General features: G+C 42.9%; 20 protein-coding genes. 9 read left to right on the forward strand and 11 right to left on the reverse strand.

The features are described from left to right. The first annotated feature begins 66 nt into the window (after positions 1–66). From F9817_RS14460 to F9817_RS14470, 3 genes are all read left to right on the forward strand, one after another. Positions 67–963 (forward strand): hypothetical protein, encoded by an 897-nt coding sequence (locus F9817_RS14460; RefSeq protein WP_161156765.1) that lies wholly within the window; start codon positions 67–69, stop codon positions 961–963. Between the two features lie 334 nt (positions 964–1,297). Continuing rightward, positions 1,298–2,464: an ABC transporter substrate-binding protein gene (locus tag F9817_RS14465; protein WP_202436471.1), complete on the forward strand. Its 1,167-nt coding sequence runs from the start codon at positions 1,298–1,300 to the stop codon at positions 2,462–2,464. A 24-nt stretch (positions 2,465–2,488) separates the two neighbouring features. Next, positions 2,489–4,570, forward strand: coding sequence for a methyl-accepting chemotaxis protein (locus tag F9817_RS14470; protein WP_161156767.1), 2,082 nt, complete (start codon positions 2,489–2,491; stop codon positions 4,568–4,570). Positions 4,571–4,675: 105 nt separating this feature from the next. On the opposite strand, the gene F9817_RS14475 is transcribed toward F9817_RS14470, so the two are convergent. Next, positions 4,676–6,610 carry a methyl-accepting chemotaxis protein gene (locus F9817_RS14475; protein ID WP_161156769.1) on the reverse strand — a complete coding sequence of 645 codons (1,935 nt, stop codon included), beginning with the start codon at positions 6,608–6,610 and terminating at the stop codon, positions 4,676–4,678. A gap of 378 nt (positions 6,611–6,988) precedes the next feature. After that, positions 6,989–9,106, reverse strand: a complete 2,118-nt coding sequence (locus tag F9817_RS14480; RefSeq protein WP_161156771.1) for a hypothetical protein — start codon at positions 9,104–9,106, stop codon at positions 6,989–6,991. Between the two features lie 453 nt (positions 9,107–9,559). Between F9817_RS14480 and F9817_RS14485 the strand changes: the two genes are divergently transcribed. After that, positions 9,560–11,161 carry a BCCT family transporter gene (locus tag F9817_RS14485; RefSeq protein WP_161156773.1) on the forward strand — a complete coding sequence of 534 codons (1,602 nt, stop codon included), beginning with the start codon at positions 9,560–9,562 and terminating at the stop codon, positions 11,159–11,161. 155 nt (positions 11,162–11,316) lie between these two features. Further along, positions 11,317–12,699, forward strand: coding sequence for an ATP-dependent RNA helicase DbpA (gene dbpA, locus F9817_RS14490; RefSeq protein WP_202436472.1), 1,383 nt, complete (start codon positions 11,317–11,319; stop codon positions 12,697–12,699). Between the two features lie 78 nt (positions 12,700–12,777). On the opposite strand, the gene F9817_RS14495 is transcribed toward dbpA, so the two are convergent. Next, on the reverse strand, positions 12,778–13,314 hold the full coding sequence (locus F9817_RS14495; protein WP_161156777.1) for a PadR family transcriptional regulator: 537 nt from the start codon (positions 13,312–13,314) through the stop codon (positions 12,778–12,780). A gap of 203 nt (positions 13,315–13,517) precedes the next feature. On the opposite strand from F9817_RS14495, the gene F9817_RS14500 reads away from it, so the two are divergent. Together F9817_RS14500 and F9817_RS14505 are read left to right on the forward strand one after the other, a co-directional pair. Further along, on the forward strand, positions 13,518–14,774 hold the full coding sequence (locus tag F9817_RS14500) for an L-lactate MFS transporter (protein ID WP_237476260.1): 1,257 nt from the start codon (positions 13,518–13,520) through the stop codon (positions 14,772–14,774). Between the two features lie 227 nt (positions 14,775–15,001). Continuing rightward, entirely contained in the window at positions 15,002–16,414 is a 1,413-nt protein-coding gene (locus tag F9817_RS14505) for a hypothetical protein (protein ID WP_161156779.1), read from the forward strand. Between the two features lie 53 nt (positions 16,415–16,467). Here F9817_RS14505 and F9817_RS14510 read toward each other — a convergent pair whose 3' ends face one another. The 6 genes from F9817_RS14510 to F9817_RS24410 form a co-directional block, all read right to left on the reverse strand. Next, positions 16,468–17,331 (reverse strand): 5'-nucleotidase, lipoprotein e(P4) family, encoded by an 864-nt coding sequence (locus F9817_RS14510; protein WP_161156781.1) that lies wholly within the window; start codon positions 17,329–17,331, stop codon positions 16,468–16,470. 184 nt (positions 17,332–17,515) lie between these two features. Then, a complete protein-coding gene (locus F9817_RS14515) occupies positions 17,516–17,992 on the reverse strand; it encodes a hypothetical protein (protein ID WP_230389342.1) in 477 nt (158 codons plus the stop codon). Between the two features lie 3 nt (positions 17,993–17,995). Continuing rightward, positions 17,996–18,847: a DUF3100 domain-containing protein gene (locus tag F9817_RS14520; protein ID WP_230389343.1), complete on the reverse strand. Its 852-nt coding sequence runs from the start codon at positions 18,845–18,847 to the stop codon at positions 17,996–17,998. A gap of 428 nt (positions 18,848–19,275) precedes the next feature. After that, positions 19,276–20,427 (reverse strand): M20 aminoacylase family protein, encoded by a 1,152-nt coding sequence (locus F9817_RS14525; protein WP_161156783.1) that lies wholly within the window; start codon positions 20,425–20,427, stop codon positions 19,276–19,278. A gap of 3 nt (positions 20,428–20,430) precedes the next feature. Further along, a complete protein-coding gene (locus F9817_RS14530) occupies positions 20,431–21,936 on the reverse strand; it encodes an aldehyde dehydrogenase family protein (RefSeq protein ID WP_161156785.1) in 1,506 nt (501 codons plus the stop codon). A gap of 12 nt (positions 21,937–21,948) precedes the next feature. Further along, on the reverse strand, positions 21,949–22,896 hold the full coding sequence (locus tag F9817_RS24410) for an NAD(P)-dependent oxidoreductase (protein ID WP_345789735.1): 948 nt from the start codon (positions 22,894–22,896) through the stop codon (positions 21,949–21,951). Positions 22,897–23,102: 206 nt separating this feature from the next. On the opposite strand from F9817_RS24410, the gene F9817_RS14540 reads away from it, so the two are divergent. Together F9817_RS14540 and F9817_RS14545 are read left to right on the forward strand one after the other, a co-directional pair. Next, complete coding sequence (locus F9817_RS14540) at positions 23,103–24,029, forward strand: LysR family transcriptional regulator (protein ID WP_161156789.1); 927 nt, start codon at positions 23,103–23,105, stop codon at positions 24,027–24,029. Between the two features lie 84 nt (positions 24,030–24,113). Beyond that, entirely contained in the window at positions 24,114–24,590 is a 477-nt protein-coding gene (locus F9817_RS14545; protein WP_161156820.1) for a LabA-like NYN domain-containing protein, read from the forward strand. Positions 24,591–24,667: 77 nt separating this feature from the next. Here the strand turns inward: F9817_RS14545 and F9817_RS14550 are convergent, their stop codons facing one another. Both F9817_RS14550 and F9817_RS14555 read right to left on the reverse strand, forming a co-directional pair. Next, the gene (locus F9817_RS14550; protein ID WP_161156791.1) at positions 24,668–25,045 is read right to left on the reverse strand and encodes a DUF805 domain-containing protein; all 378 of its coding nucleotides are present in this window, start codon (positions 25,043–25,045) and stop codon (positions 24,668–24,670) included. A gap of 137 nt (positions 25,046–25,182) precedes the next feature. Further along, a complete protein-coding gene (locus F9817_RS14555; RefSeq protein ID WP_161156793.1) occupies positions 25,183–25,947 on the reverse strand; it encodes a substrate-binding domain-containing protein in 765 nt (254 codons plus the stop codon). Positions 25,948–26,325: the final 378 nt, after the last annotated feature.

The following is a 26,325-nucleotide window of genomic DNA, read 5'->3' on the forward strand; positions in this document are numbered from 1 at the left end:
AAGGCTTAATACCATAGATAAAAATCAATGGCTTAACGTTTTTGGCACTTGAATAGAGACATGAATATGCTCGACTATATGCTTAAACAGTTTTCCGACCTACCATGGCCAACTACCGTTTTACAAGAAAACTTGCAATCTTATATTAATCAGCAAGTCAGTTATTGCTCTGATCCTGAGTTCGCTTCTCGCTTTCCCTATCACCAATTAGAATTGCCTAAATCATTTTTTCATCAAGTTATCATGGATATTGATGGAATTAGCTATCTCACCGGGCCGCGATTTAAAGATGATGATATTACTCAACCGTATGTTGATATTGTTGCGAGTAATGGTCCTCTCACGCAAAATGCAGTGAATGAAATATTACGTTATTGGGCGCCGCTAAAAGCGAAAAAATTGCGAATATTGCGCCAACCCGACCCTCAAGGGGTTGGTGAAATTCAACGATGGTTTTATGCAGCCGGTATTGATCAAGTCATGAATGAAGGGAACGAAGACGCCGTAGCCTCTTTAGTTCAAGCCAGCGCTAGCGATTTAACTTGGTGTTTATGGGCGGTATCAGAATCTCATAGCCAAGCTTTACGCGATATTCCCCGTTTAAGAGGAACGCTACAACGAACGGATGAAGAGGTGTTATCCGATTATATTAGTCACGGATATGTCTGGATCATCATGTCAAACGGTGCAAAAGCCGGGTTAATCTGTTGTGTGCCCGGAACGACGTTATTTTTGCCTGGCTGGTGGATAGAAGAGGAAGTGGTGGTGCCTCGTTATAGAGGACATTATTTAGCCGCTGAAGTACAAAAGTTACTGCTCAAGCAAATTACAGACAATGACCCGCAATCCTTGCTGCTCGGTACTATTGCAGCAGAAAATCTCCCTTCTTTAAAAACAGCAGAACGTTCGGGCCGACAAGTGATACTTGAATATGCATTTGTTACTGAACAGGATTTCTCTTAGTTTGCCAGTTAACATCAAATTAAGCTGCCCCCAATAACGGGGGCGGTTTGTCTATGTTCTAAATAATGACTTTGCTTGATAAAGTCCAACCTGATGCTTACTTACCAGTTAAGTGAAGTTTTATGATATTTATGTTGTTAACAATCTGTTTTGTATTGAGTTTATTATAACAATAATTTGTGTTTACATATTTGTTACATTCATTCGTGTGTTTATTCAAATAAATGATAAAAGATAAGTTGTAACTTCTTAATACTTACTCTTACTGCTATTTCACTTCCTATAATTATCGCTGTCATTTCCACAACTATCTAATCGACAAAGGAATTTCTATATGGTTCGTGTAAAACACGTAATTTCAGGGCTTATTGCCTCTGTCGTACTCGGTACTTCAGCTCAGGTACTTGCCGCAGAAATTAAAGTTGGGATGTCTGCTGCGCTAACGGGTCCAGCTTCAGCCTTGGGTATCGCAGTGAAAGACGGCATTGAAACCTACTTTGATGAAGTGAATGCCCAAGGTGGTGTAAAAGGGAATAAGATTACGTTTGTTCCGTTAGATGATGGCTATGAGCCTGCTAAAGCCGCGCCTAATATGGAAACCTTGATAAAAAAAGATAATGTATTAGCCGTGCTGGGTAATGTGGGCACACCAACAGCGATTGTGACCGTGCCGATTGCTAACAAAGACAAAACGCTGCTGTTTGGTGCTTATACCGGGGCAGGGGTATTACGTCAAACACCACCAGACCGATACGTTATTAACTACCGAGCTAGCTACGCTGAAGAGACAGCCGCTATGGTGAAGAACTTACTTGCCAATGGTATTAAACCAGAAGAAATCGCCTTTTTTACGCAAAATGATGGTTATGGCGACGCAGGCTATAACGGTGCAGTAAAAGCGTTAAAAGCCGAAGGATTTAATGATGTCGACAAACTAGCGCATGGTCGTTATACCCGCAATACCACCAACGTTGAACAAGCGTTAGGGACCATTTTGGATGCCGAAGTTGAACCGAAAGCGATCATCATGGTTGGAGCCTATGCGCCTTGTGCGGAATTTATTCGTCAGGCTAAGCAGGATTTTGATGACATGATTTTCCTTAACGTCTCTTTCGTTGGCAGTATCCCTTTGATGAAGGCTCTGGGTGATGATGCTGAAGGCGTGATTGTGACCCAAGTTGTTCCTCACTTTGATTCCGATCTTCCGGGGGTCGCTGAATATCGTAAAGCACTGGCGAAATACAAACCGAATTCTTCTCCTGATTTTGTGTCACTTGAAGGGTATCTGCTAGCGAAAATTTTTGTCGCTGGTTTAAACGATGCACCATCAATGACCAGAGAAGGTGTGATTGATGGGTTGGAAAAACTGAAAAATTTGGACATTGGTATCAATGTACCTATCAGTTTCAGTGCCTCTCAGCATCAAGCAAGTCACAAAGTTTGGCCAACCATCATCCGCGGTGGCAAATATGAACCTTTGGATTGGGCAACGTTGCGTTAATTCTTGACCTCTTGAGGTAATTTTATGCTTAGACTTTCTGTTCGCCAGCTACTTGTTACATTATCCGCTGGAGCAATTGTATCGGTACTTGTGGTATCTGGAATGATGTATTGGCTTGGAGATGTTGCCAATACTTTAAGCGGGGTAATGAGTAGTAACGTTAAGCAGTCTGAGCAGGTGAATAACGTTAGCCAAGCGGCGTCGACGCTCTTGGCTAACACCTTAAAGATCTCTTCAGCTAATTCAAAAGAAGAGCTTGGTGGTATGGATAATTACAATGTCACGATTCCTCGTGCCCAGAACACTGAGCTAAATACGCTTATCGAACAGTTTTTCTCTGCTAGCCAAAAGTTATACAACACAAAACTAGCGGTGTTGAACAATCAGCAACAGATCGAGCAGTTATCCGAGCAAACATCGACTCTTGTGGATGAAATTCGCAAGGATGCTGGAGCACTGTTAGGGAAAACGTCATTACAACAAAAGCGATTAACACGAAGAGTCGAACGGACATTTCGTAAATTAAATGAAAACTCCTCCATCTCTGATTGGCAAAATGGATCGAAAAAGGTGATGGATGTTTTAGAAGGAGACAGCGATAAGGTTATTTCTGCAGCCACCGACTTAAGTCAGGCTATTACGCGGTTAGAAACAATCAGTTTTGCGATCCAAAACGCAACAGATCAGTCACGCTTGATCAGTTTGGAAAAAAATAGCGCAGCTCCAATTATTGCTTTGATTAACGACAAGACACTCCAACTCAGTGAGCTGTTAAATAAAGATAAAGGTTTAAAGCCGCTGATTGACGAAATGAGTGGTGAAAAAGATAAGCTTAAAGATTTATTGTTTAGCGGGGCAAATTCAGTATTAGCTGTGCGAAAACAATATATTGAATTACAAGAGCAATTAACTTCACAGAGCAGTGAACTGGCGACTTTTGCTGAAAAAGTTCGTATTGAAGTGAGTAAAGAAATCGATGCTAGCCAAAAGCAAAGTCTCATGGTTACAGCTGAAGCTGATACCAGCATTTCAAAATTGATGAGCAGCAGTATTACTGTATCGCTTGTTATTTTGGTGGCTCTGATCGTCTCATCGACCTTAATTACCCGTTATATTACTCGTCCAATCGCGATGATATCGAAAGGATTAGAGGACATCGCTGATGGGGAGGGGGACTTAACTCGCCGCATTGAGGTAACAGGAATTAAAGAGGCGGTGGATTTATCTGAGACGTTTAACCGTTTTATTGGCCAGCTACAAAGCACGGTTTCTTCTGTCGCAGATGTAGAGCAAGAGTTAAGTCAGGCGGTAAAAGGCACGGTGAGTGTTGCGCATCAAAGCCGAAGTAATATGACGATTCAGGAGAAGGAGACTATCCAAGTTTCCTCAGCAGTTGAGCAACTTAGTCAAAGTTTCGCTCAGGCTTCTGGCCTAGCTTCGCAAGCTCTCGATGCAACGAATGAAGCCTACACAAGTGCAGAAAACGGCCAAAAAACGGTGCATGATTCTGCGCAAGCCATATCTAAATTGGCCAGTAGCATAGAGAGTGGTGTGACATCAATGGAGAAACTCACTGAGACCAGCCGTCACGTGATGTCAGTACTCAGTGTTATTAGTGAAATCACAGAACAGACTAATTTATTGGCGCTCAATGCTGCCATCGAAGCCGCTCGTGCAGGCGAGCATGGTCGGGGATTTGCGGTCGTTGCCGACGAAGTGCGCTCTTTGGCAGGGCGAACACAGTCTTCAGCCACGGAAATCGGTGAAATATTAGAGGTGTTTAACCAAGATGCGCAAACGGCGCTCAAAACAATGACCGAAGGTAGAAAGCACGTTCAGACAAGTGTTGAAAAGTCCGACTTAGTGTCTGGTGCTTTTGGTGATATTAATCATAGTATTGCCGCTATTCGAGGGATTAATGAACAAATTGCACAATCTGCGACCCATCAAAATGAGGCGGCACAGTCTGCATCGGGTAGTGTTCAACAAATCAATACCTTGAGTCAGCAAACTACTGAATCAATGCAGCAGATTCAAGATTCGTCAGAGCAACTGGGATTATTATCGGGCCGATTACATACCGCCATTAACCGTTTTAGATTCTAATGTTGCTTTGATATAAATACAAAAAGGTGCTGAGACTGTTCAGCACCTTTTTTATCATCTTAACGATTAATCGAGACCTCGTTTGTGACCAACTGATGGTAAACGTTATACCCCTTTAAACAGTGTCACTTGCTGTTTAAGGTTTTCCATTTCCGTACTAATGGAATGAGTGGCTTGTTTACTTAGATCAAAGAGGCGAGATGTTTGATCGCTTTGTGCACCTAACTCCACTAGCTGCTGATTTATTTCAGAAACCGCAACATTTTGTAGCTCTGCTTGTTGAGCGACTTGTTGGTTCAAGCTAAAGAGTTGCCCCATAAACTGATTCAGTTGTTCAACAGTTGTGACTACCGTGTTTTGGCTTTCAAGCGTTGTTTCACTCGTTTCACAGGCGGTATCAATGCAATGTGTTACCTCTTTCGCAGAGCTGCGTAATTGACTAATAATAGTCTGGATTTCACCAGTAGAATCATGCGTGCGTTGTGACAACATGCGTACTTCATCGGCTACCACCGCAAATCCTCTGCCATGTTCTCCCGCTCGAGCGGCTTCAATGGCGGCGTTAAGGGCAAGTAAATTGGTTTGGTCAGAAATCGACGTGATAACACTTAATACCGATAGTATTTGTTCAATATGCCCATTCAGTTCATCAAGGCGCTGTTTACTGCTTTGCATTTCACTGCCGAGATCACGAAGGTACGCCAAGCTGTGTTGAATTTCGCTGTCCGCACGTTGTAAATCATGCTTGCCTTGCTCAGATAAGTTTCCAGCTTGATCAGCCAATTGCGTCATTTGCAAACTTTGCTGGGTAATATCTTGTGTGGCAGTGAATATATGTTTTACCGACTGTTCTTCAGCGGCCGCGGCTTGGAACAGTTCTCGCGATTGCTGATTGAGTAAGGTAACTGAAGAGTCGGTGGCATTGACTGCATGATTAACCGTTTGAATGGAGCTTTTTAATGTATTCAATAATGAATTAATTGCATCGGCAAGCCGTCCAATTTCTGCTTTATCTTTCGTTGGAATAGTCCGATTAAGGTCAAGATCTTCAGCCGTTTGATGGACTTCTTCTAGTATGGATTGCAGCGGCTTAGTTAATGAGCCTACAGCAAAATGCAGAGCTATCAGAGATAAAATAACAAATACAACAACAAATAAGATGATACTCACGAGCTGCTGATAGACGGGGCCGGTAATTTGTTGATAAGGCACTTCAACCACTAAATAACGACCAAGGGTCGGAACCCATAAAAAGCCTAAATAATAACTTTTTCCGTCAATTTCTTTGGTGATGATATTCACCGCATTCTTATTACCAAGTAAAGATTGGATGTTGTTACTGTTAAAAGCGGAGAGTATCTGCTCATCAGGTTTGGCTTGAATTTCTCCGTTTTCCGTAACGATCATTCCTCGACCATGTTCGCCAATCTTAAGCTTAGTGACCATATTAATTAAGCGGTCGACTTTTAATCCCAATCCAGCAACGACATAAGGTTTATTGGTATTGGGGTTGATTTTTTGGCTACGGTAATTAATAAATAGAACAAATCCTGTTTTAAAATGTTCCATGTTTAATTCATATTCTTTATTAGTCGCTAAGAAATTACTGTAGAAATCTTTAAATGGATATTTTGCTAAGGGGATCCGAGTGTATTGATCGGCATATTGAATATACTGAGTGCCATTCGAGCCATCTAATGCCAAAAATGTGTTGTCACTTCCTACTTTCTCTTTTATCGAGCGAAGGGTTTTTTGCACCGTTTGTTCGTCGTCAGCGGATAATTTTTCATCGACCCAGCGTTCGATAAACGGGCTGTTCGCCATCATCTCTGAAGCCGTAATATATGGATTTATTTCAGCACTTATTTGCGCCGATAGATCATGTAAATAAGTGGGGAGTGTCTCATCTCGAAGCTGGTCGAGTTCGTGGGAGATCGTCGTTGTTGTTTGTTTAACAGTAAATATTGAGCTGAAGATAATTAACAATAACCCTGTTACAACAAACATGCGGCTGCGAATAGACAGTTGGCGCCAATTCATTGGTCTTCCTTTTGATAGAGCTTTACTTTAGGTATACCTAAATAACAAGTTGCAATAGTAGGTAATAAGTGCTTCTTGAAATGTTGGTGTACCGTTAATTTTAATAAGCGTTGTTATTTGACGATTTTAGTGATTATTTTTATAGAATGTATGCGTATATATAACGTTACTTTTCGTGTTATGGATAGCGTTTTTATCTATACAATGAATATGATCACAAAAATATTAACTGAAGAATGAAACAGAATTATTTCAGTGAGATAGGAGATATTAAATGTATTTTACTAATTAATATTAAGCTTAATTAGTGTTTGTTTTTGTTGAAATAAAAAAGGCAAGCTTGTACTTGCCTTTTAGGTACTTAATATCAATATCGAATTATTCTAACCCACTAATGAGCCTTTGAGCGAGTTTAGGTAATTTTTTATCTAGCATGACGAAATATTTTTTCGCCTCTGGTTTGGACGCTTCAACGCCAATACCATATTGATACATCAACCCTGTCAGAATCAGCGCGCGCTCATTGCCAAGATTGGCTGCTTTACTCAGCATCTGCAGTGCTTTGGCTGGATCGGGTTTAACATAGCCCTCTTGCTCCCAATCACGGAAGATGGATTCAGCAAAATCTTTAGGTAAATAATCAAACCCAACTTCGACAAGGTAGTCAGGCATGCCACGTTTCGCTGCCTGTTCTTTTAATGTCCAAGCCTTTTTATAATCAATGATGGGTTTATAACGAGTCGCATAACCACCGTAAGCGCGGATCAGTGCATCTAACGCTTCATCATTGTGATTATCTGCCGATTTTTGATACCAAGTTAACATGTCATCAATAGCATTGCAGTGATCATAAAACTCGCCAAGCGCATATTGTGCATTCGCATCATTGTTGTTGGCGGCTTTTTTCTGTTTATCGGTAACGGCATATGAGCCACATTGTTCTAACACGACTTTATTATTTTTATATTCGATCACAGGAGCATGGCCATCTACGAATGTATTGAGTGCGTAGCCACGCTCATTTAAGTATTCGATTTTAATTAAATCCGCTGTTTTTGGATCAAAGTACTTACGTGGTGCCGTTGGTTTGCCTTTTTCATAGCGAGATTCAAAGATAAGTTGGCCCGTTGCAGGATCCCATTTACGATGGCGGCCATCTTTTTTACCTTTGAAGTAAGATTGCTCTTCAACCAGTTGACCGTTTTTATTCCAGTTCTGGATCCGGCGTTCGTCACCGTGCACAAAATGGGTTTTCTTCTTGAGCTTACCATTTGGATACCAATACGTTTCTTCGCCATCACGGCGTACTTTCTCATCGTAGGTGACACTCATTTTATGTGTGCCATCATCATACCAATAGTCTCTTGCTGCTTGGTAAGCTCGCTGAGGCTGATGAATGATTACGTCGCGCTTAATTTGTTTGCCTCTTTGGTTGTAATTCGTTTGAATCTCTTTGTTACCATCAAAGCGTAACGTAAATTTAAGCGTGCCTGTTGGATAGTATTCCGACTTACTGACCTGGTGGCCATCTTTATAAATTGAATGTGTTTCTTCTTTACCTGATGGGTAATAGTCGATGTAGTCCCCTTCATAGAAACCATTTTTGTAAGTATGAATCCGAGAGAGTTTACCGTGCTCATCGTAGTGTTTACATAGGCCATCATCGTGTTTGCCATTGTGGTAGTGTTCCTGACTTTCAATGACGCCATTGGCATGGTAGGTGACAACGGGACCATCGACTTCCCCATTTTTATAGAAAGCGGTTTGATGGAGTTGCCCAGTTTTAAAGTAGAGTTTCATCTCTTTATTTTGTGTGCCCATCAGATCGAAGTGGCTCATTTTTTGTAATTTGCCATTACGAAAATATTGCTTAAATTCACCGACAAAGCGTAGTTTATTTAATGCCTTATCATTGGTGTATCCCTCAATGGCTTTACTGTTACTGAGTCGGCCACCTTTAGAGTAGTAACCGACGACTTTCCATAGTTTTTTCTGTTTATCGTAGGTGAGGGGAGTTTTGATACCGACTAACCCATTGGAGCGGTAGTCTTTTTCGAGTGATGAGTTTAACCAGATGATGCTGTCATCGTGAGTGTATTTAGCGCCACAGATTTGTGCCGTACAATGTTCGATTTTGGTGATCATATACGGGTATTGATCACAGGCGGTGGTGGTAAATTTGAAGTAGTCACCGTCTTTTGCTTGTGCCCATGTTTTACGCAGGAACGTTTTATATTCTTCAGCTTTCATTCCCAATGAATCCCAGTTGACGTTAGCTGAGATTTCGTTACAACTTGTCAGGTCTTCAAAGCGAATTTTTTCTACGCGTACGAGGTTCATTCCTCCGCCTTTTCTGGAAATCGTACTGCGATTGACATCGATATCTGAAATTTGTCCTATGAAGGGTTGCCCCTCCGGTGGGGTTGATTGAGCGTCTGCCCATGCGAGTGAGGGGGCGAGAGCTGACAGCACAAGCATCGAGTGAGTGATTTTCATTATTAGCATTTCCTAGCCTTAGTTGTGAAAAGAAATATACCGTGCATGAATATTTGAACAACGCTCATCCAGTGCTAAAAACTTGAGTTTGCTCCAGAATCGATCAAATAGTTTGTGTTTGTACGGTGATTCAGCTTCTATAAATCGGACGCTGGTTGCGATGATGCGGCAAAATTCCACACTAAAGATATGTCTATATTCCACTAGGTGTATAAGCGAGGCTGTATATATAAAATATTTCGATTTCAAATTAATTTTGTTGTAAAAAAGTTGCTTTATTTTGTGATTATTCTCACATGATGAGAATAAGTTATTGAAAGTGAGCTTTGTGCCGTTAGTATTTAGCGAAACAAACAATTCGAGTTCTAAGTATTTTGTCAATGTGTCCGCACACTCCTTGTCCTACAAGGGCGGACAGACGCATTCATAAGGCGCTTTTTAAATAAAATTATCATGCAGTACGCATCAAAAAAATATAGTATCGAAACCACCGATTATTACGTAGGCCAAGACAATACGAAAAAGTGGGGGTTTGATATTCATACTCCTGTATTTCTCATTAGTTCTGGTCTTATCCTCGCATTTCTCATTGCTGTTCTTTCAACCAATCCAGCCACCGCTAAAGCTGCCATCGACCAAGTGCGAAATGGCATCATGAATCAATTCGATGATCTCTTTATGTGGTCAACGAACTTTTTTCTTATTTTTGCTTTGATCTTAACTTTTTCTCCCTTTGGTAAGATTCGCTTGGGTGGTAAGGATGCTGTTCCAGAGCACTCGACCAAATCATGGATTTCCATGCTGTTTGCCGCAGGTATGGGTAGTGGCGTGTTATTTTGGAGTGTTGCCGAGCCCGCGGCAGATTTCACCAATTGGTATTACATGCCTCTCAATGCGACACCCAATTCACCCGCGACGGAGCCGTTGGCCTTAGCAACGACTATTTTTCACTGGGGTATTCACGGTTGGGCTATTTTTGCATTAGTGGCATTAGGGTTGGCATTCTTCTGTTTTAACAAAGGCTTACCGCTCTCAATGCGTTCGATTTTCTATCCCATAATGGGTGATCGAGCGTGGGGTTGGTTCGGACATATCATTGATATTTTATCCGTGTTAGCAACCCTGTTTGGTCTCGTGACTTCTTTGGGTATTGGTGCTCAGCAAGCGACCAGTGGTATCAACCATGTATTTGGTACTCATGGCGGGTTGGGGATGTCGTTATTAGTAATTGCGGTTGTTACACTGATCACTATTGGTTCCGTAGCAAGAGGCATTAACGGTGGCGTTAAACTATTGAGTAACATCAATATGTACTTTGCTTTCGCCCTGTTTGTCTTTCTGGTTATTGTCACACACAGTATCGCGTGGGACTCATTGAAGATGGCCGTGTCTGGTTATATCGAAAATATCATTCCATTGAGTAATACCGTTGGGCGTGATGATAAAGACTGGATGCACGCTTGGACTGTCTTCTATTGGGCATGGTGGATTTCTTGGTCGCCATTTGTTGGTACCTTTATCGCTCGGGTTTCACGTGGCCGAACCGTTAGAGAGTTTTTAATTGCTGTTATGGTTCTTCCAACCTTAGTCATTGTGTTATGGATGGCTGTCTTTGGTGGTTTAGCGTTAGATCAAATCGTCAACAAAGTTGGAGAATTAGGCACTAACGGATTAACAGATATTAGTCTGACACTGTTCTATATTTACGATCAGCTGCCACTGGGAAATGTCTTGTCAATCCTCTCAATCTTCTTGATTTTGGTGTTTTTCATTACGTCTTCCGATTCAGGTTCGTTGGTGATTGATAGCATTACAGCCGGTGGTAAGGTCGATTCACCGCTACCACAACGTGTTTTTTGGGCGACATTAGAAGGTGCCATTGCTGCAACCATGTTGTGGGTTGGTGGTGAACAATCCTTGCAAGCCTTGCAATCAGGTGTAGTCGTGACTGGCTTACCGTTCACGTTCGTCTTGTTGTTAATGTGTGTCAGTTTAGTGATGGGATTGCGGTCTGAATATCAGGTTTATCACGCACCCAAAGTCGCCACGGCATAATGGATTACGCACAGCCTATCTAATCACGATAGGCTGTGTTCATTTTTCTCTTCTCTAAAGGCTTGTTCACTCAGATAGCCATACCCAGTTTTCCTGACAACTGCTACAATCACGCCATTGTGATTGACGAGCCAAGATTGGCCACAGGAAATACTTTGCAAGCAAATCAACCATTCAGTGCTATTAAACTTAAGCCTTCATTAACTCAGACACTTTCGGAACTGGGTTTCTCTTCAATGACGCCAATACAAGCGGCGGCATTACCAGAAATTTTGCAAGGCAAAGACGTGCTTGCACAGGCTAAAACTGGCTCAGGTAAAACTGCCGCATTTGGTCTTGGTTTACTTAACCAACTTGAAGTAAAGCGCTTTCGAGTTCAGTCATTAGTGCTGTGTCCTACTCGAGAATTGGCCGACCAAGTGGCCAAAGAGCTACGCCGTTTTGCGCGTGGTATTCACAACATTAAGATACTAACACTTTGTGGTGGTGTGGCCATTGGCCCTCAAATCGGATCTCTTGAACATGGCGCGCACATTATTGTCGGAACGCCAGGTCGAGTTTTAGATCATTTGGAAAAAGGGCGTTTGAATTTGGATCATCTTACGCAATTTGTGTTAGATGAAGCCGACCGAATGTTGGAAATGGGCTTTACTCAAGCCTTAGAAGATATTTCTAGCTACATGCCAACTCAGCGCCAAAACTTGTTATTTAGTGCCACGTTCCCTGAGCCGATTGCTCAGATGGCTCGTGGTATGATGAATGAACCTGTCACGATTAAAGTGGAAGCCACCGAAGATAAAGTGAACATTCAACAGCGTTTTTATGCCGTTGAAAATACTGCTGATCGCGAACAAGCTACCCAAACTTTGTTGCTTCAGCAACAGCCAGAAAGTGCGGTGGTGTTTTGTAATACCAAGCGAGAAGCTCAAGAACTCGCGGATTATTTATGTGATGTTGGTTTTGATGCTAAATCACTGCATGGCGATCTCGATCAACGTGAACGTGATGAAGCGTTAGCGTTGTTTGCGCTTAAATGTATTAACGTATTGGTTGCTACCGATGTTGCTGCGCGCGGGTTAGACATTGATGCCTTGGATTTAGTGATTAACTACCAGATGGCACATGACACCGAAACTCATATTCACCGTATGGGGCGCACTGGTCGCGCAGGTGCTGAAGGCGTCGCGCTGAGTTTAGTTGAACCAAAAGATGAGTATAAACTTTCTTTACTTGAAGAGCGTTTTAGTGCGCAATCGATGGCAACATTACCTGATGTGGCTAGTGATGTTTTCCCTGCTAAAGCGGCGATGACGTGTATTCGTATCGAAGGGGGTAAAAAGCAGAAATTGCGCCCTGGCGATATTCTTGGCGCTTTAACTGCAGGTAAAGAACTGGCGGGTGCCGATGTTGGTAAAATCCAGGTCCACGACATTTGGGCTCATGTGGCGGTGCAACGTGCAAAAGCTAAGCTCGCCCTCTCTAAATTGAATAACGGTAAAATGAAGGGTAAATCCTTCCGTGCGCGTTTTATGTCTTAATTCTTGCTGGTAAAGCAATTTTACTTTCAGTGGGGTTAACAGTGTTGACCCCATTTTTATATGTGTTACAACGCGCGTTTATTCTTGGCAGTATTGAATGCAGCGTTCGCACCAATCAATTAAGCCTTGCTCACGCATGATTGCTCCTTCTAACAACATATAATCACCAAAGCGATGAGAGTATTTATCCGGTCGAGCAGTGTATTGCTGCTTGGTTTGATTGAGCTCATTTAAACGTTGTTGATGCTGATTTCTTTGGCTAGTCAGTAGTTCAATACGAGTACCCATATCGATAAAGTCACAAAAATACATACGAACCCGAAAAACATCTTTCGCCGTTTTACCAATTTGGGCATCGTCTTTAAGCCATTCGATAAGGTCTGCTTTACCTGGCTCCGTAATGGAATAAAGCTTCTTCTCAAGCACTTCACCTGAAATCGTAATGTCGTAAGTGACCAGACCTTCTTCAAAGAGCTTTTTCAACTCTGTATAAATCTGACTATGCTTGGCATGCCAAAATTCGGCTAAATCATGATTAAACTCTTTAGTAATGTCGTAGCCAGTCATCGCGTGACGGTTGAGCAATCCTAGAATCGCGTACTTAAGCACCCGCATCGTGTTATCTCTATTTTTGGTTTGACGATCAAATCATAGCAAAGTCAGCATGTTGCAACAACGAATGTGATGTGCAGCAAAAATAAAACTAACCAATCATGTCAATATTGACATGTTTATTCTTACATCAAGGTTGATGTAGGGAAGGGTGGCACCATGTCACCGCGCTAGTCTTATTCTTTAACCATCTCAGGAAAAGAACGATGAATTACTCGAAGAAACGATGGTCGATTCTGATCGCAGCCTGCTTTATTAATTTATGTATTGGATCTATGTACGCTTGGAGTGTGTTTGCCGCCCCTATGGCCGAACATTTAAGTGCAATCAATCACATCAAACTCACGCCAGCGGATTTGGCTGTGGTATTTATTGTCGGGAACTCAGTCGGTCCTATTACGATGATTACTGGCGGAAAAATTAACGATGTTTTTGGTCCTAAATTGGTGATTTTAATTGGTGGCTTGATGTTTGGTGGGGGAATGTTTTTGTCGGGCTTTGCCACTAGCGTTAACCAATTGGTGATCGATTATGGCCTCATTCTCGGTCTTGGACTTGGCATGGTGTATGGCTCAACGATCAGTACGTCGATTAAGTTTTTCCCCGATAAACGTGGTTTAGTCGGTGGGTTGACTACGGCGCTGTTTGGCATTAGCTCTGTGGTTATTCCTCCTATCGCAGCAGCGATTACGGCTCATATGGGCGTGGTGGCATCATTTAAGATTATTGGTGCTGCTTTTACGATTATTGTGTGTGGCAGTGCGTTCTTTATCGATAAATGCCCGGAAGATTTTATTCCCGATGGTTGGACGCCTAATAAAGCGGGAAAAGCGGCTGCGGCTAATGATAAAGATTGGAAACAAATGCTAATGACGCCAACTTTTTACATGATGTTCTGCCTTTTGATGTGCGGCGCGATTGCTGGATTGATGTGTATTTCCCTCGCAGCACCATTAGCACAAAAGATGATTGGTATGTCGACGGTTGCGGCGACTGGTGCTGTTTCTACATTGGCTCTATTTAATGTGTTTGGCCGTATTGCCGCAGGTAGTCTTTCTGACAAAATTGGGCGAGTGAATACGCTAGCCATAGGGTGTTTTCTGACTATTCTTGGTTTGTATTGCCTCTACTTAGCTGACGTTGGTGATACCGTTATCTTCTATCTTGGTATCTCTATTATTGGTATTTGCTTTGGCGCGTTTATGGGGGTATTCCCAGGCTTAACGGCCGATCAGTTTGGTGCCAAAAATAACAGCGTGAATTTTGGTATTTTGTTTGCTGGATTTGCTGTCTCTGGCTTTACCGGCTCAACCATAATGCATCGAGTACTTGAAACAACCCATTCATACAAAGGTGCGTTTCTGATCGGAATTGGCTTTTGTCTTGGCGGCTTAGTACTTTCTGGATTATTTAAGTGGTATACCGCGCGCGCCAATAAATTAGCATTAGCCCACAATTACTAGTGGCTGTGTATAAAGGCTGTTGATGTTTGTGCTGCTTTTATCTCGGATAACTATCAACCACCAAACGTCAACAGACTTTCAATACCTGCCTTATGTCTGTTTTCGATAAAAGTAAGCTCAGGTAAATGAATGTGAAGATCATTGCTGTTTGTTAGTGAAGTTTCGACAATGCTTGATACTCCTGTGAGTAATTCGCGAAAAGATATCGAACAAATAGAGGCACATTGATGAAAAAATCATGGTTTGTATTGTGTGGGTTGGCTTCGTTAACCGGCTGTGCACCTGGACCAGATGGGCAACCTATGATTGATGCGAGAGTATTAACCCCAGTTGTAGGGCCATTAGTAATGGGTCCTCAGGGTGGACCTGCTCCTGGCCCACCGCCAGAAGGGATGCCTCCTCGTCCAGATAATGGTATGCCACCACCACCTGGAGGTTTTCGTCCTGGAGGGCCTAAAGTGGAGTTTGGCACTGCGGCTTATATCCTGTCTGACGGTGAACGCATTGATGGTGGAAAGTACATTTCAACCCGTGATGATGAAAACACTATCCGTGCCCAAGGCAATACCAGTGCGACATTAAATGGCGTCACAATCGTTAAAAACGAGGGGAGGGCGACCAGTAATGAAGGGTCTAGCTTCTATGGTTTAAATGCAGCGGTTCTGGCTAAAGACCATGCTAATTTGGATATTAATGGTGGTCGAATTGTCGCGAATGCTGAAGGCGCTAATGGTGTTTTCGCATACGGTGATACAATTATCCATATCCGTAATACTCAAGTTCAGGTATCGGGTGGCAATGCTGGTGGTATAGAAGTCGCGGGTGGTGGCGTTCTTTATGCGGATAATCTTGATGTTCATACGACGGTAAAAGCGGCGATTCGTAGTGATCGTGGTGGCGGTCAATTGTTTGTTAACGGTGGGCAGTACACAACTCAAGGGAGCATGGGCGCTCCAGCGATCTACAGTACCGCAGATATTCACGTTAACAATGCGACATTAACATCAAATGACTCTGAAGCTGTGGTGATTGAAGGGTTTAACTCTGTCACGTTAAATAACACCAAACTGACCGGACGGATGCGTGATCCGCAAGGTAAAGATGGAGATGATGTTATACGCAACATTATGTTATATCAAAGCATGTCGGGAGATGCGCAAGACGGCACTAGCAAATTTACTATGAATGGTGGTGAATTAACTGCTCGTAGTGGCGATATGTTCTATGTCACCAACACCGATAGTGTCGTGAATTTGCATAATGTGCAGGTGAACCTCGCTTCCAATTCATTATTACTGAGAGTCGCGGGCAATCATCATAAAAATGGCTGGGGAACCCAAGGCCAAAACGGTGGTGTTTGTGCCGTAAATCTTACCGACCAAAGCTTGGCAGGTAATATATATGTTGATGGCATTTCCCAGTTAACATTGGCTATTACTGCATCGTCTCACTATACAGGAGCGATTAATCAGCAAGGTGAATCGGCGAAGTCACTGTCTGTAACTCTCGATGATTCAAGTAGTTGGACATTAACATCTGATAGTTATATCAGTGAGTTCCATGGTGATTTACACCATGTCACATTAAACGGTCATACCTTGTACATTGCAGGTAAAGCCGTGAGTGCTGCCCGTCATTGATCGAAAAATGCTTTTCATTTTAAAACCCGATAAACGTTAGTAATACTTCACGATTATGATTTTGGCTGCCATGCTTTTAAGGCGCTGATTTTTTCTGCTCGACGCTGCTCAGTGCTTAAACTCCAGTTGCCACCAAACGCGGCACTTTCAAATGAGCCATATTCTGGGTTTGGCATCATAATCCAATCTTTACCCCAGTGCGCTTGGTTTGCTTTATAAGTGGCTAAACGTTCTTTTGGTGTACCAGATGCATCGGTGAAATCACCCAAATTGTCGCCCAACATTAAAATCACACGATAATGAGCCGCTACGAATTGGTCGCGAGTGGTTTTATTCGACGTCCAATCAGGTTTTTCGCCCTTAGTAAGCAGAACATCTTTAGCTCCAGTCATTGGGAATCCTAGTGCTTTCATGTTTTCTAACGTCGCCTGCTCGTTTTCTTTTTTACGGTTAGTCACGTAAAAAATCGTAATGCCTTTCTTCTGTGCATAGTTTGCAAACTCGACTGCGCCTGGCATTGCTCCTGTGACTTTATCTTGAACATATTGCGACCAAGTTTTAGAGCTGTAGCCTTTACCTGATTTGATCAGATAAGCTTCATAGACATTGTTATCGAGCATGGTTTCATCACAGTCGACAATGATTGCTGGTGGAAGTTGACCAAATCCTTCTGGTTGCATAGCTGGTAATGCGGACCAATTTTTATCATGTAATCCTGCTTCAGCACGCATGGTTGCTAATTGAAACATACCTTGCACATTAGCTTTGTACTCCACCGAATTTTGCATCCAAAGTGTTGCGTTGAGTAAGTCATTAGGATTGGCTTCTGCTGCGTTTGCATTAACAGCCATTGCTGCGCTGCATAGCGTGGTTGAGAGTAAAGCGGTCGAGAGAAGTGTGCGCTTGGGTAATGTCATGGTTTCCATCCTTCAAATAAGCAGCCAAAGAGCGAGTGATTAATAACTTAAACGTAACCAAATGTAACTGCAAGAAACTTATTGCTCAGACATGAAGAAGGATGAGATTAAAATTTGAGTGGAATAGTGGAACAAGAGTGCAGTGGTGAGCTAGACCAGAAAAGGGCTAGCTCACTGAAAACGATTAAAGAAACGACTGAGCGACGAATGCTGAACCCACATAAGTGCCAGTAAAAACGAGTAAAGAGACGATAGCAATCTTAATCCCTGATTGCTTAAATAATGTCACTTCCATATGTGTGACTGCCATTGCGGCATAGGCAAGTACAGGGGTCGCTAGAGAAAGGAAACTCAGTGCTTTTAATTGAGCCAACATCGTTTCAGAACCTGGGAATCCAGGCAGCGTGCAAACGACGCTGACTAAAGAGACCCAAGCAACGGTTGGAATTGGGCCGGGAATCACAGCTTTTAAACCCATGCCTATGACAATCATTACAAATAAGATGAGCATACCGGGTAGGGCATCAAAAAAACTATGACCAGTGCCAGCCCAGTTACTCATTAATGCAATGCCGCAAAAGATGATAGTCAAAATGATGTTTTCTTTAAAACCGAGTACTTTTTCTTCTTCAGAGCGAAGATCCATTTCTTGTGTTGTCATGACTTATTCTCCACTTTCTACAGCATTATTAACGGCGGTCTTACTGGCTTTGAAAGCACTTAATTTTTTGTAATACCATTCAGAGAATGGTAGAGCGATGAAGATGGCCACATAAAGCCCAGTTGCGTTAGTCAGTAAATTACTTGCACCCGCAAAGGCAAGAATATCGTTTTTCATTGTTGGGTAGGCCGCTGCTAAGGTGCCAGAACAGGCGGCAGTCATGCTACCACTGCCTACGCCACAGGCCATAGCAAGAGCGCGGGGATCAAACCAATGCGTTGTCGCTAAAAAGCCAGAGAGAAGTGCAAAATAGATGGTGCCAAACATAGTGCCCATTACGTACACGCCCATCACGCCAACACCTTCACTACTTTTCAAGCCGAAGCGATCTGAAATAACCGCAATGTTAGGTTCGCGAGCAATGGAGTATGTTGCGCCAATAGATTCACGGCCCATTTTAAATAGCAACACGGCTACAGGCATAGCGATTAACATGGTTGCGAGATTCCCCGCTTCTTGCAGAATCATGGCAACGCCTGAATCAAGAATTTTTGGTAATGCTGGCCCGATTAATGTGCCGAATTTAGCAATAAACGGCAGAATACCAATTCCGATAATCGATGTTGCAATGGATGCTTGTTTTTTAGTGATTAACTTACCCGAGAAACGAGTGATATTAGGGTTAAATACCAAGCAGAGTAAAAAAGAGTAGAAAAGAGGTAAAAATAGTAACTTTGCTGAGCCTAAAGGAATACTTTTAATGCCAATAAGTTCAGATAAAACCGTAGCAGCTAACACGATGACGTGTAAGCGCCAATCTAAAAGTGCTCTGATTGAATAATGGTTATTCATCATTACTCTCCTTGAGTAAACAATAATTCTGTGACAGTCCTTTGTGAGATTTTATTACAGCATAGTTAGTGTTCTATTAGAATTGCTTTATCGTTACCAAAAAGGCAACACTGAAATTCCTTTTATTTCAATTAATTAAAATGCTATTTCTGTTTGGTTATCTAATTAAGTGATTGTTTATATTAAATTTGTAACATTTTACGGGAATAAATAAGGTGATAAAAATCGGTGGTAATGCCAAGTGATCTGCGTCGAATATTGAATGATTATTGCGACAGATATTCAACACCAGTTAGAAATGCGCATTTGGTGGCATACTGATATGAGTAGTTATAAGCGTTTTATATGAGAAATGTTGTTAATTGGGTGTTTTTGTAAAAAAATACCGCCAAAGCAGGCGGTATAAAAAAACATGACTAAAAAATAGGTGTTTATTTGAGCAGGCGTTCAATCAGGTTTTTCCATAGTAGAATCCCTGTTTCAAGTAGCTCATCATTAAAGTCATAATAGGCATTGTGTAGAGGAACAGCAGAATCAGAACCATCTGCTCCAAGCCAGCAATAGGCCCCCGGACAATGCTCCAACATGTAAGAAAAATCTTCCGAAGCCATGCTTGGTGCAATATTCCAGGCGACACGCTCAGCGCCGAATGCATCGATGGCCGCAGCACGTATCTGCTCTGCTTGTTTTGGGTGATTCGTGGTAACCGAGTAGCCATCAAAAAACTCAATAGTTGAGCTAACACGGTGAGCAGTCGGTACTTGTTCTGCTATCTCGCCAATCAAGGTTTTCACTTTTTGACGTACCGTGTTGTCGAGGCAACGGTAGGTGCCTTCTAATACCACTTTTTCAGGGATAATGTTGATGGCTTCTCCTCCCTGTATTTTAGTGACACTGACCACGGCAGATTCCAAAGGTGACAGGCGTCTTGCCACAATGGTTTGCAATGCTGTTACGAGCTCAGCGGATGCAACGATCGGATCATAACCATCATTGGGAATCGCAGCATGACAGCTTTTCCCAGTTAAAGTGATCTTAAAAGTATCCAGCGAGGCCATCATAGCGCGCTCATTAATTGCTACCTCACCGACAGGACGTCCCGGCCAGTTATGTAAGCCATAGATGGCATCCATTGGAAATAAGGTAAACAATCCTTCATCCACCATCTTAAGGGCACCACCTAAATTTTCTTCTGCAGGTTGAAAAACAAAGTGGACTGTCCCTGAAAATGATTTCGTTTGGGATAACACTTTTGCCGCGCCTAATAATATTGCCGTGTGGCCATCATGTCCGCACGCATGCATCGCCCCAGAGTGGCAGGATTTGTGGGCAATATCGCCTAACTCTGTGAAGGGAAGGGCGTCCATATCTGCACGCAATCCAATCGTTGGGCCTTCACCATTACGTAAAGTGCCAACAACACCGGTACCACCCAAACCACGATGAACATCGAGTCCAAACTCTGATAATAACTGAGCGACGCGGTCTGAGGTACGATGCTCCTCGAACCCTAGTTCTGGATGACGGTGAAAATCTCTGCGCCATGATTTGACTTCGTCGAGTAATGAGTGGGGAATGGTCATAACTTATCCTTCTACTGTTCCGTAGTTAAAACTAAAGGCTGGCTGAGGTGCGGTTTCGACCCACACACTTTTTACTTCACTGTATTCGCGAAGTACTTCTAATCCTGATGAACGGCCATGGCCGCTATTACGATAACCACCAAATGGAGAGCTCACGTGGATGGTTTTGTAGCTGTTAATCCAAAATGTCCCCGCTTTGACCTGATCCGCGACGCGATGGGCGCGGGCGACGTCGTTAGTCCAGACTGCTCCGGCTAAACCAAATTCACTGTCATTGGCGATAGCGATAGCGTCCGCTTCGTCTTTAAAGGGAATAGCGACCACAACTGGACCGAAAATTTCTTGTTGAGCAACCGTCATTTGGTTATCGCCTATCAACACGGTTGGGTTAATAAATAATCCTTTACGCTCAGCAATTGGCTGAACGTTTTGTGCAATTGTTGCGCCTTCTTTTGTCCCAATGTCGAGCAGACGACAAATATGATCGTATTGCTTACGGTTTTGGATTGGCCCGATATCACATCCTGATTCTAACGGTGCTCCGACACGAATTTGCTGAGCAGCACTGGCAACAGCTGCAACAAATTTATCGAAAATGGTGTCTTGTACTAATAGGCGTGAGCCAGACACACAGCTTTGTCCCGAACCACCGAATATGGCGGCCATTGCGCCTTTCATCGCTGAATCCAGATTAGCGTCGTCGAAGACAATATTGGCGGATTTTCCACCAAGTTCTAATACACAAGGAATGCAACGTTTAGCGGCCGCCATAGAAATGTGCGCACCGGTATTGGGTGAGCCTACAAAGCAGATTTTACGAATGTCATTGTTGGCAATTAATGTTTGTCCTACGGTATGTCCGTACCCTGAAACCACACTGACAAGCCCTTTAGGAGCACCTGCTTTTTCAATTAATGCGCCTAGCATTAACGATGTAATCGGTGTTAGCTCAGAGGGCTTGAGAATCACAGCATTTCCTGCAGCTAGAGCAGGCGCTACCTGCCAACCCGCTGTAAAGATTGGTGCATTCCATGGGGTAAATTGCAAGATCGTTCCCATGGCCTCATATTTCACATAGTTCAAATGTGACGTTGGAACAGGGATGACCTCCCCATGAAGCTTGTCAGCCCAGCCGGCATAATATTCAAACATCTCAGCAACAATAATGACTTCAGCTTTGGCATTATTGAGCGGTTTATTGGCATTAATGCATTCAACGAAACCGAGAGTATCGGCATGATGACGAATCTCTGCACCAACTTGGTAAAGAATACGGCCACGCTCTTTCGCGGTGAGGGCCCACCATTGCTGTTGGGCAACCTTCGCTGCTTCATCGATAGTTGCTGCGATAGAGGCATCTGCGTCTTGATATGCCGTTAATAACGATTCATCTTCAGCATGATACAAATTGATTGTTTCACCAGATCCGTGAATGATGCTGCCATTGACCCAGCTTCCGATGGTGCCTGTCCCTAAAATGGTTTGCATTGCTTGGGTTAACTGTTCCATGTTGTATTCCCCTTAGTAAAGATCGTTATCAATAAATTTGGCTATTTCATTAAAATCCTGGCTGTCAGTCAGCTCTGAATCACTGGCTTGCCACATTTCAATGGCTTTACCTGTCAGGTTGAGAGAGAGGTTATATTGCTCGGCCAGTTTTTGTGCGAGACCAACGTCTTTACGCATCAGGCCCATGGTAAAACCCGAATCATAGCTTTGATTAAGGATCCATTTAGGAAAATTGACTTGGCTGACTCCGCTTCGACCTGACCCCGCATTGATACCGGCTAACACTTTTTCTGGGCTAACGCCTGCTTTGGCCGCAAGATTAACGACTTCTGATGTGGTGATAAGGTGTGCGGCGCACAGTAGATTGTTAGCAATTTTTGCAATATTACCCGCCCCAACATCGCCAATGTGCACTTGAGTGGTACTCATTGCTTGTAATACGGGAAGTACTTTGGTGTAAGTTGTTTCTGAACCACCGATCACCATACTCATGGTCCCGGATGCTGCCCCTGCTGGTCCTCCAGAAACTGGAGCATCAATAAATTCAACGCCTTTAATGGCTAACTGAGCGGCGACATCGCGGCTAGTTTGTGCTTCAGAGGTTGTCGTATCGATGACGATCAGTCCTGAATGAGCATGAGCTAGCAAGCCTTGTTCGTCTAAACAGACTTTTTGCACATGTTCTGCTTTGGGTAACGATAGAATGACAACATCACACTGTGGAATGAGATCGCTCAGTTGAGAAATGGGCGTCACACCATGCTCAGATATGGCTTGGAGCGCTTGAGCTGACAAATCATAACCGAAAACCGTGAATTCTTTTTTGGCAAGGGTAGCGGCCATGCCAGAGCCCATATTACCTAATCCTATAACACCTATTTTCATATCGAATCCTTTTGAATGAGAGTGAGTGTGGCCGGTATTTAATCCGTCGCGAGTCTTGGAAGTATTATGTAATATTCTGTTTTAACGTATAAATTAAGCAAAATTCCATTTGCTGGCAGCATCTATGCATCGAATGCGATCACAGAGGGTAATGCTAAGTAACTATCTGGAGATAGAGCATTACCAGTCTGGCGAGTATAGACAGCCCCTCTGTTGTGGACAATAATCGAAATTTGTAACTTTGTTGCGTTCAAGGCAACACAGCTGCCAAGGATGGATTGATGAGTTATTTACAAGAAAATCGAATTAAGTTCTTTTATGAAGCGACTAAGCACGGCTCGGTTCGGGCGGCGGCGGATTATTTGAATGTTGCCCCCTCTGCGGTAAGTCGGCAGATTAGTCATTTGGAGCAAGAGCTAGATACCGTGCTGATTGAACGTCATCGACGTGGAATTAAACCCACGGAGGCAGGGGAGGAGGTACTACTTTACTACAAAGGTTATTTGCAGCAACAAGAGTTATTGTTAGATAACTTGAAATCTCTGCGAGGATTGCAGTCTGGTAAAGTGGAGTTAGCCATTGGTGAAGGCTACATTGATTTGGTGACGGAAGTGATGAACCGGTTTTCTCAACAGTATCCGGGGATGAATATCCAGTTATCTGTGCATAATGGTAACGAAGTGATTAGAAAAGTCACCGAAGACGACGCTCATTTGGGGCTGGTTTTTAATCCGCCATCACATCCTAAACTGCGTAGCCATTTGCATTGTTCCCATCCATTATGTGCTGTGGTTGATAAATCGCACCCAATTAACGATGAATCGTTACCACTGAAAATGAGTGTGCTTAAACGCTATCCCATCGCTCTGCCTGATACTGCTCACGGGATTCGGCAAATCATTGCTGATGTTGAGAATGACACTAATATCACTCTGACCCCGAATGTGATCAGTAACAGTCTAACGGCTTTACATCGTTATGCTGCTCATGGTGGCGTCACCTTGATTCCTGCGTTTATCGTACAATGTCAACCTGAATGGCGTGATCAGTTTAATATCTTGCCGGTAAAAAACGCGAGATTAAATAGCACTCAAACACATATTGTTTCGAGGGTTGGTCGACATTTAGGCAAAGGTCCTACCGCATTTTTAAAAATGCTATCCACTCAACTGACCCAACAAAATCAAAATGTGTTGGATTCGGACTGACCTAATTATCCCTGGTTGGCATTACGGCAAAAATACGAGCTTAATTATGTTAGGATGAGCGTTTTGGCTAGAGATAAGAATATTATGGAAAAAGTTGCCATTTTGGTTGATGTACAAAATGTGTATTACACGACTCGCCAAGCCTATCAGTGCAATTTTGATTACAACGAATTTTGGCGTCAGGTAACCAATAACCGCGAAGTGGTCTCAGCCATTGCTTACGCTATTGATCGTGGTGACGAAAAGCAACGTCAATTTCAAAATATTTTACGTGCGATAGGTTTTGAAGTGAAAACTAAGCCGTTCATCCAGCGAGCCGATGGAACAGCAAAAGGCGATTGGGATGTGGGCATTACGCTTGATGCCATTGACTGCGCTAAACACGCGGATACATTGGTGTTGGTTTCGGGCGATGGTGATTTTAGTATTCTACTCGATAAGATATTTCAAGATCATGGCTGCGCGACAGAGGTGTATGGTGTTCCTCCCCTCACTGCCTATTCGCTACAAACTGCAGCCACACGCTTTTTACCCATTGAAGGCGATTTGCTACTCAAATAAGCGCGTAGATTGAAGATTACTATGTCAGTTGAAAGAGCGGTTTTCCGCTCTTTTGTTTATGAGTAACTAAATGTTCATTAGCGACCAAAACTTAGGTGTTTGGGGCTAGGCCCATACTCGTTTTCGTAGGGGTGACCATCGGCAATCGAAAAATACAGAGCTGATAAAAATCCAATGATTGGAATGAACAGTAGCAGTGCCCACCACCCAGAACGGCCTGTGTCATGGATGCGTCTGACAAAAAGTGCGAGCGATGGTAGGAAAATAAAGGCGCCATATATTGCACTAATGGTGCCTGAGCCTTCTATAGCGTTGATGGTGCCGAATAAACCGTCGAGTGCGGCAAAAATAAAACCAATGATGATATTGATAAGGTAAAAGTGCCAAAACGCTTTACGTCGCTCCCGGCCTCGAAAATTCACATACTGTCGGATCGCCGAAAGGTAGTAGTACATAATTCACCTGCAAAAATCTCTTAATTGAGAGCTAGTATATACATACTCATGTCAGCTGAGTTTTTGCTAATAGTAAATTGTGAGTTCACTCAATATAACGTACTTTTTTTTCTGGATATATTGTAACCAATTGCTAATCAAGCCGACATTTTTACTGGCTGAGGAATACCAAAGCCATAATGACTCAGAATATTTTTACCCGTTTTAGACGTTAAAGAATCTGCCAAAGCTGAGAGTTCTGGAGTGACTTGTTTTCCTAAGGCAAATTTATAGTGAGCGGTAATTTGATAAAGATCTGGTATTAGCATCGTATGTAATCCAGGGATGCTTTTCATAAGAGGAATGTTGCTCGCGTATCCCACATGAATATCACTTCTTCTATCTAATATCAGTCGAGCGGCAGTGGGGACACTTGCCGGTTGGGTCGTGCTAAATGCAGGAATATGGCCACCAAGTAAATGTTGCGCTTTATTGCGCATCATCTCTCCCAGCCCATGGTGCAATTGTTCTACACGATCGAAAAACATTTGCGCGTAGTCACCACCAGGGTCGCTACCGGGTTTTGATGTCGATAATACGATATTTGGATCGATCAAACGTGAGAGTAAATTGTCTTGGGTAACGTGAAGTTCTGGTCTGGTAATAATACATAACTGATTAGTGGCGAATACTTTCCCTGGCGCGAGTAACTGCTGGCGAACCAGTAAGTCTGGATGAGACTCATTGGCAGAGGCAAAGAGATCGACTTTTGAACCACGCTGAATTTTGCGTGCCAGTAAACCAGCGGGACCAAAATGGCAACGTACGGACGAATCAAATTGTGCTTCAAACTGAATAATGATCTCACTTAAGACGGCTTTTAAGCTGCCTGCTGCAAACACAGTTAAAGGTTGGTTATTCATGATGATAACGTCCGTTTGAATATGAGTGAATCGAGGTGAATCCAATAATTTTTGATGCGATTTTCTGTAGTCCGTTTTTCAGTGATACATTTTTTGACACATAGCATCGATGTATCTATTGCAATGGTGTAGGCAGTTCGACAATCAAAACGTTATTTGGATAGACATGATCACCATACTCTTAACCGTTGTTAGCGAATAGAATCTTTTAAACAAAAGTTGAGCTGTCTCAATTATTTTTTAATTTGACTAATAAAAGTTGAAAAAACGCCATAGAAAGTGATGATGAATCACAGAAATTGAGTGGATAGCGATTTAGGTGCAGTAAAACGTCACCAAGCAAAAATAAAAAGGGCAGATTATTCTGCCCTCGAAGGT

The organism is Vibrio eleionomae, assembly GCF_009874545.1.
Lineage (GTDB): Bacteria > Pseudomonadota > Gammaproteobacteria > Enterobacterales > Vibrionaceae > Vibrio > Vibrio nitrifigilis.

Bases quoted from the DNA above. Each gene is read 5' to 3' on its own strand.
- F9817_RS14460 (WP_161156765.1), top strand. From the start codon at position 67: ATGCTCGACTATATGCTTAAACAGTTTTCCGACCTACCATGGCCAACT.
- F9817_RS14465 (WP_202436471.1), top strand. From the start codon at position 1,298: ATGGTTCGTGTAAAACACGTAATTTCAGGGCTTATTGCCTCTGTCGTA.
- F9817_RS14470 (WP_161156767.1), top strand. From the start codon at position 2,489: ATGCTTAGACTTTCTGTTCGCCAGCTACTTGTTACATTATCCGCTGGA.
- F9817_RS14475 (WP_161156769.1), bottom strand. From the start codon at position 6,610: ATGAATTGGCGCCAACTGTCTATTCGCAGCCGCATGTTTGTTGTAACA.
- F9817_RS14480 (WP_161156771.1), bottom strand. From the start codon at position 9,106: ATGAAAATCACTCACTCGATGCTTGTGCTGTCAGCTCTCGCCCCCTCA.
- F9817_RS14485 (WP_161156773.1), top strand. From the start codon at position 9,560: ATGCAGTACGCATCAAAAAAATATAGTATCGAAACCACCGATTATTAC.
- F9817_RS14495 (WP_161156777.1), bottom strand. From the start codon at position 13,314: ATGCGGGTGCTTAAGTACGCGATTCTAGGATTGCTCAACCGTCACGCG.
- F9817_RS14500 (WP_237476260.1), top strand. From the start codon at position 13,518: ATGAATTACTCGAAGAAACGATGGTCGATTCTGATCGCAGCCTGCTTT.
- F9817_RS14505 (WP_161156779.1), top strand. From the start codon at position 15,002: ATGAAAAAATCATGGTTTGTATTGTGTGGGTTGGCTTCGTTAACCGGC.
- F9817_RS14510 (WP_161156781.1), bottom strand. From the start codon at position 17,331: ATGACATTACCCAAGCGCACACTTCTCTCGACCGCTTTACTCTCAACC.
- F9817_RS14515 (WP_230389342.1), bottom strand. From the start codon at position 17,992: ATGACAACACAAGAAATGGATCTTCGCTCTGAAGAAGAAAAAGTACTC.
- F9817_RS14520 (WP_230389343.1), bottom strand. From the start codon at position 18,847: ATGATGAATAACCATTATTCAATCAGAGCACTTTTAGATTGGCGCTTA.
- F9817_RS14525 (WP_161156783.1), bottom strand. From the start codon at position 20,427: ATGACCATTCCCCACTCATTACTCGACGAAGTCAAATCATGGCGCAGA.
- F9817_RS14530 (WP_161156785.1), bottom strand. From the start codon at position 21,936: ATGGAACAGTTAACCCAAGCAATGCAAACCATTTTAGGGACAGGCACC.
- F9817_RS14540 (WP_161156789.1), top strand. From the start codon at position 23,103: ATGAGTTATTTACAAGAAAATCGAATTAAGTTCTTTTATGAAGCGACT.
- F9817_RS14545 (WP_161156820.1), top strand. From the start codon at position 24,114: ATGGAAAAAGTTGCCATTTTGGTTGATGTACAAAATGTGTATTACACG.
- F9817_RS14550 (WP_161156791.1), bottom strand. From the start codon at position 25,045: ATGTACTACTACCTTTCGGCGATCCGACAGTATGTGAATTTTCGAGGC.
- F9817_RS14555 (WP_161156793.1), bottom strand. From the start codon at position 25,947: ATGAATAACCAACCTTTAACTGTGTTTGCAGCAGGCAGCTTAAAAGCC.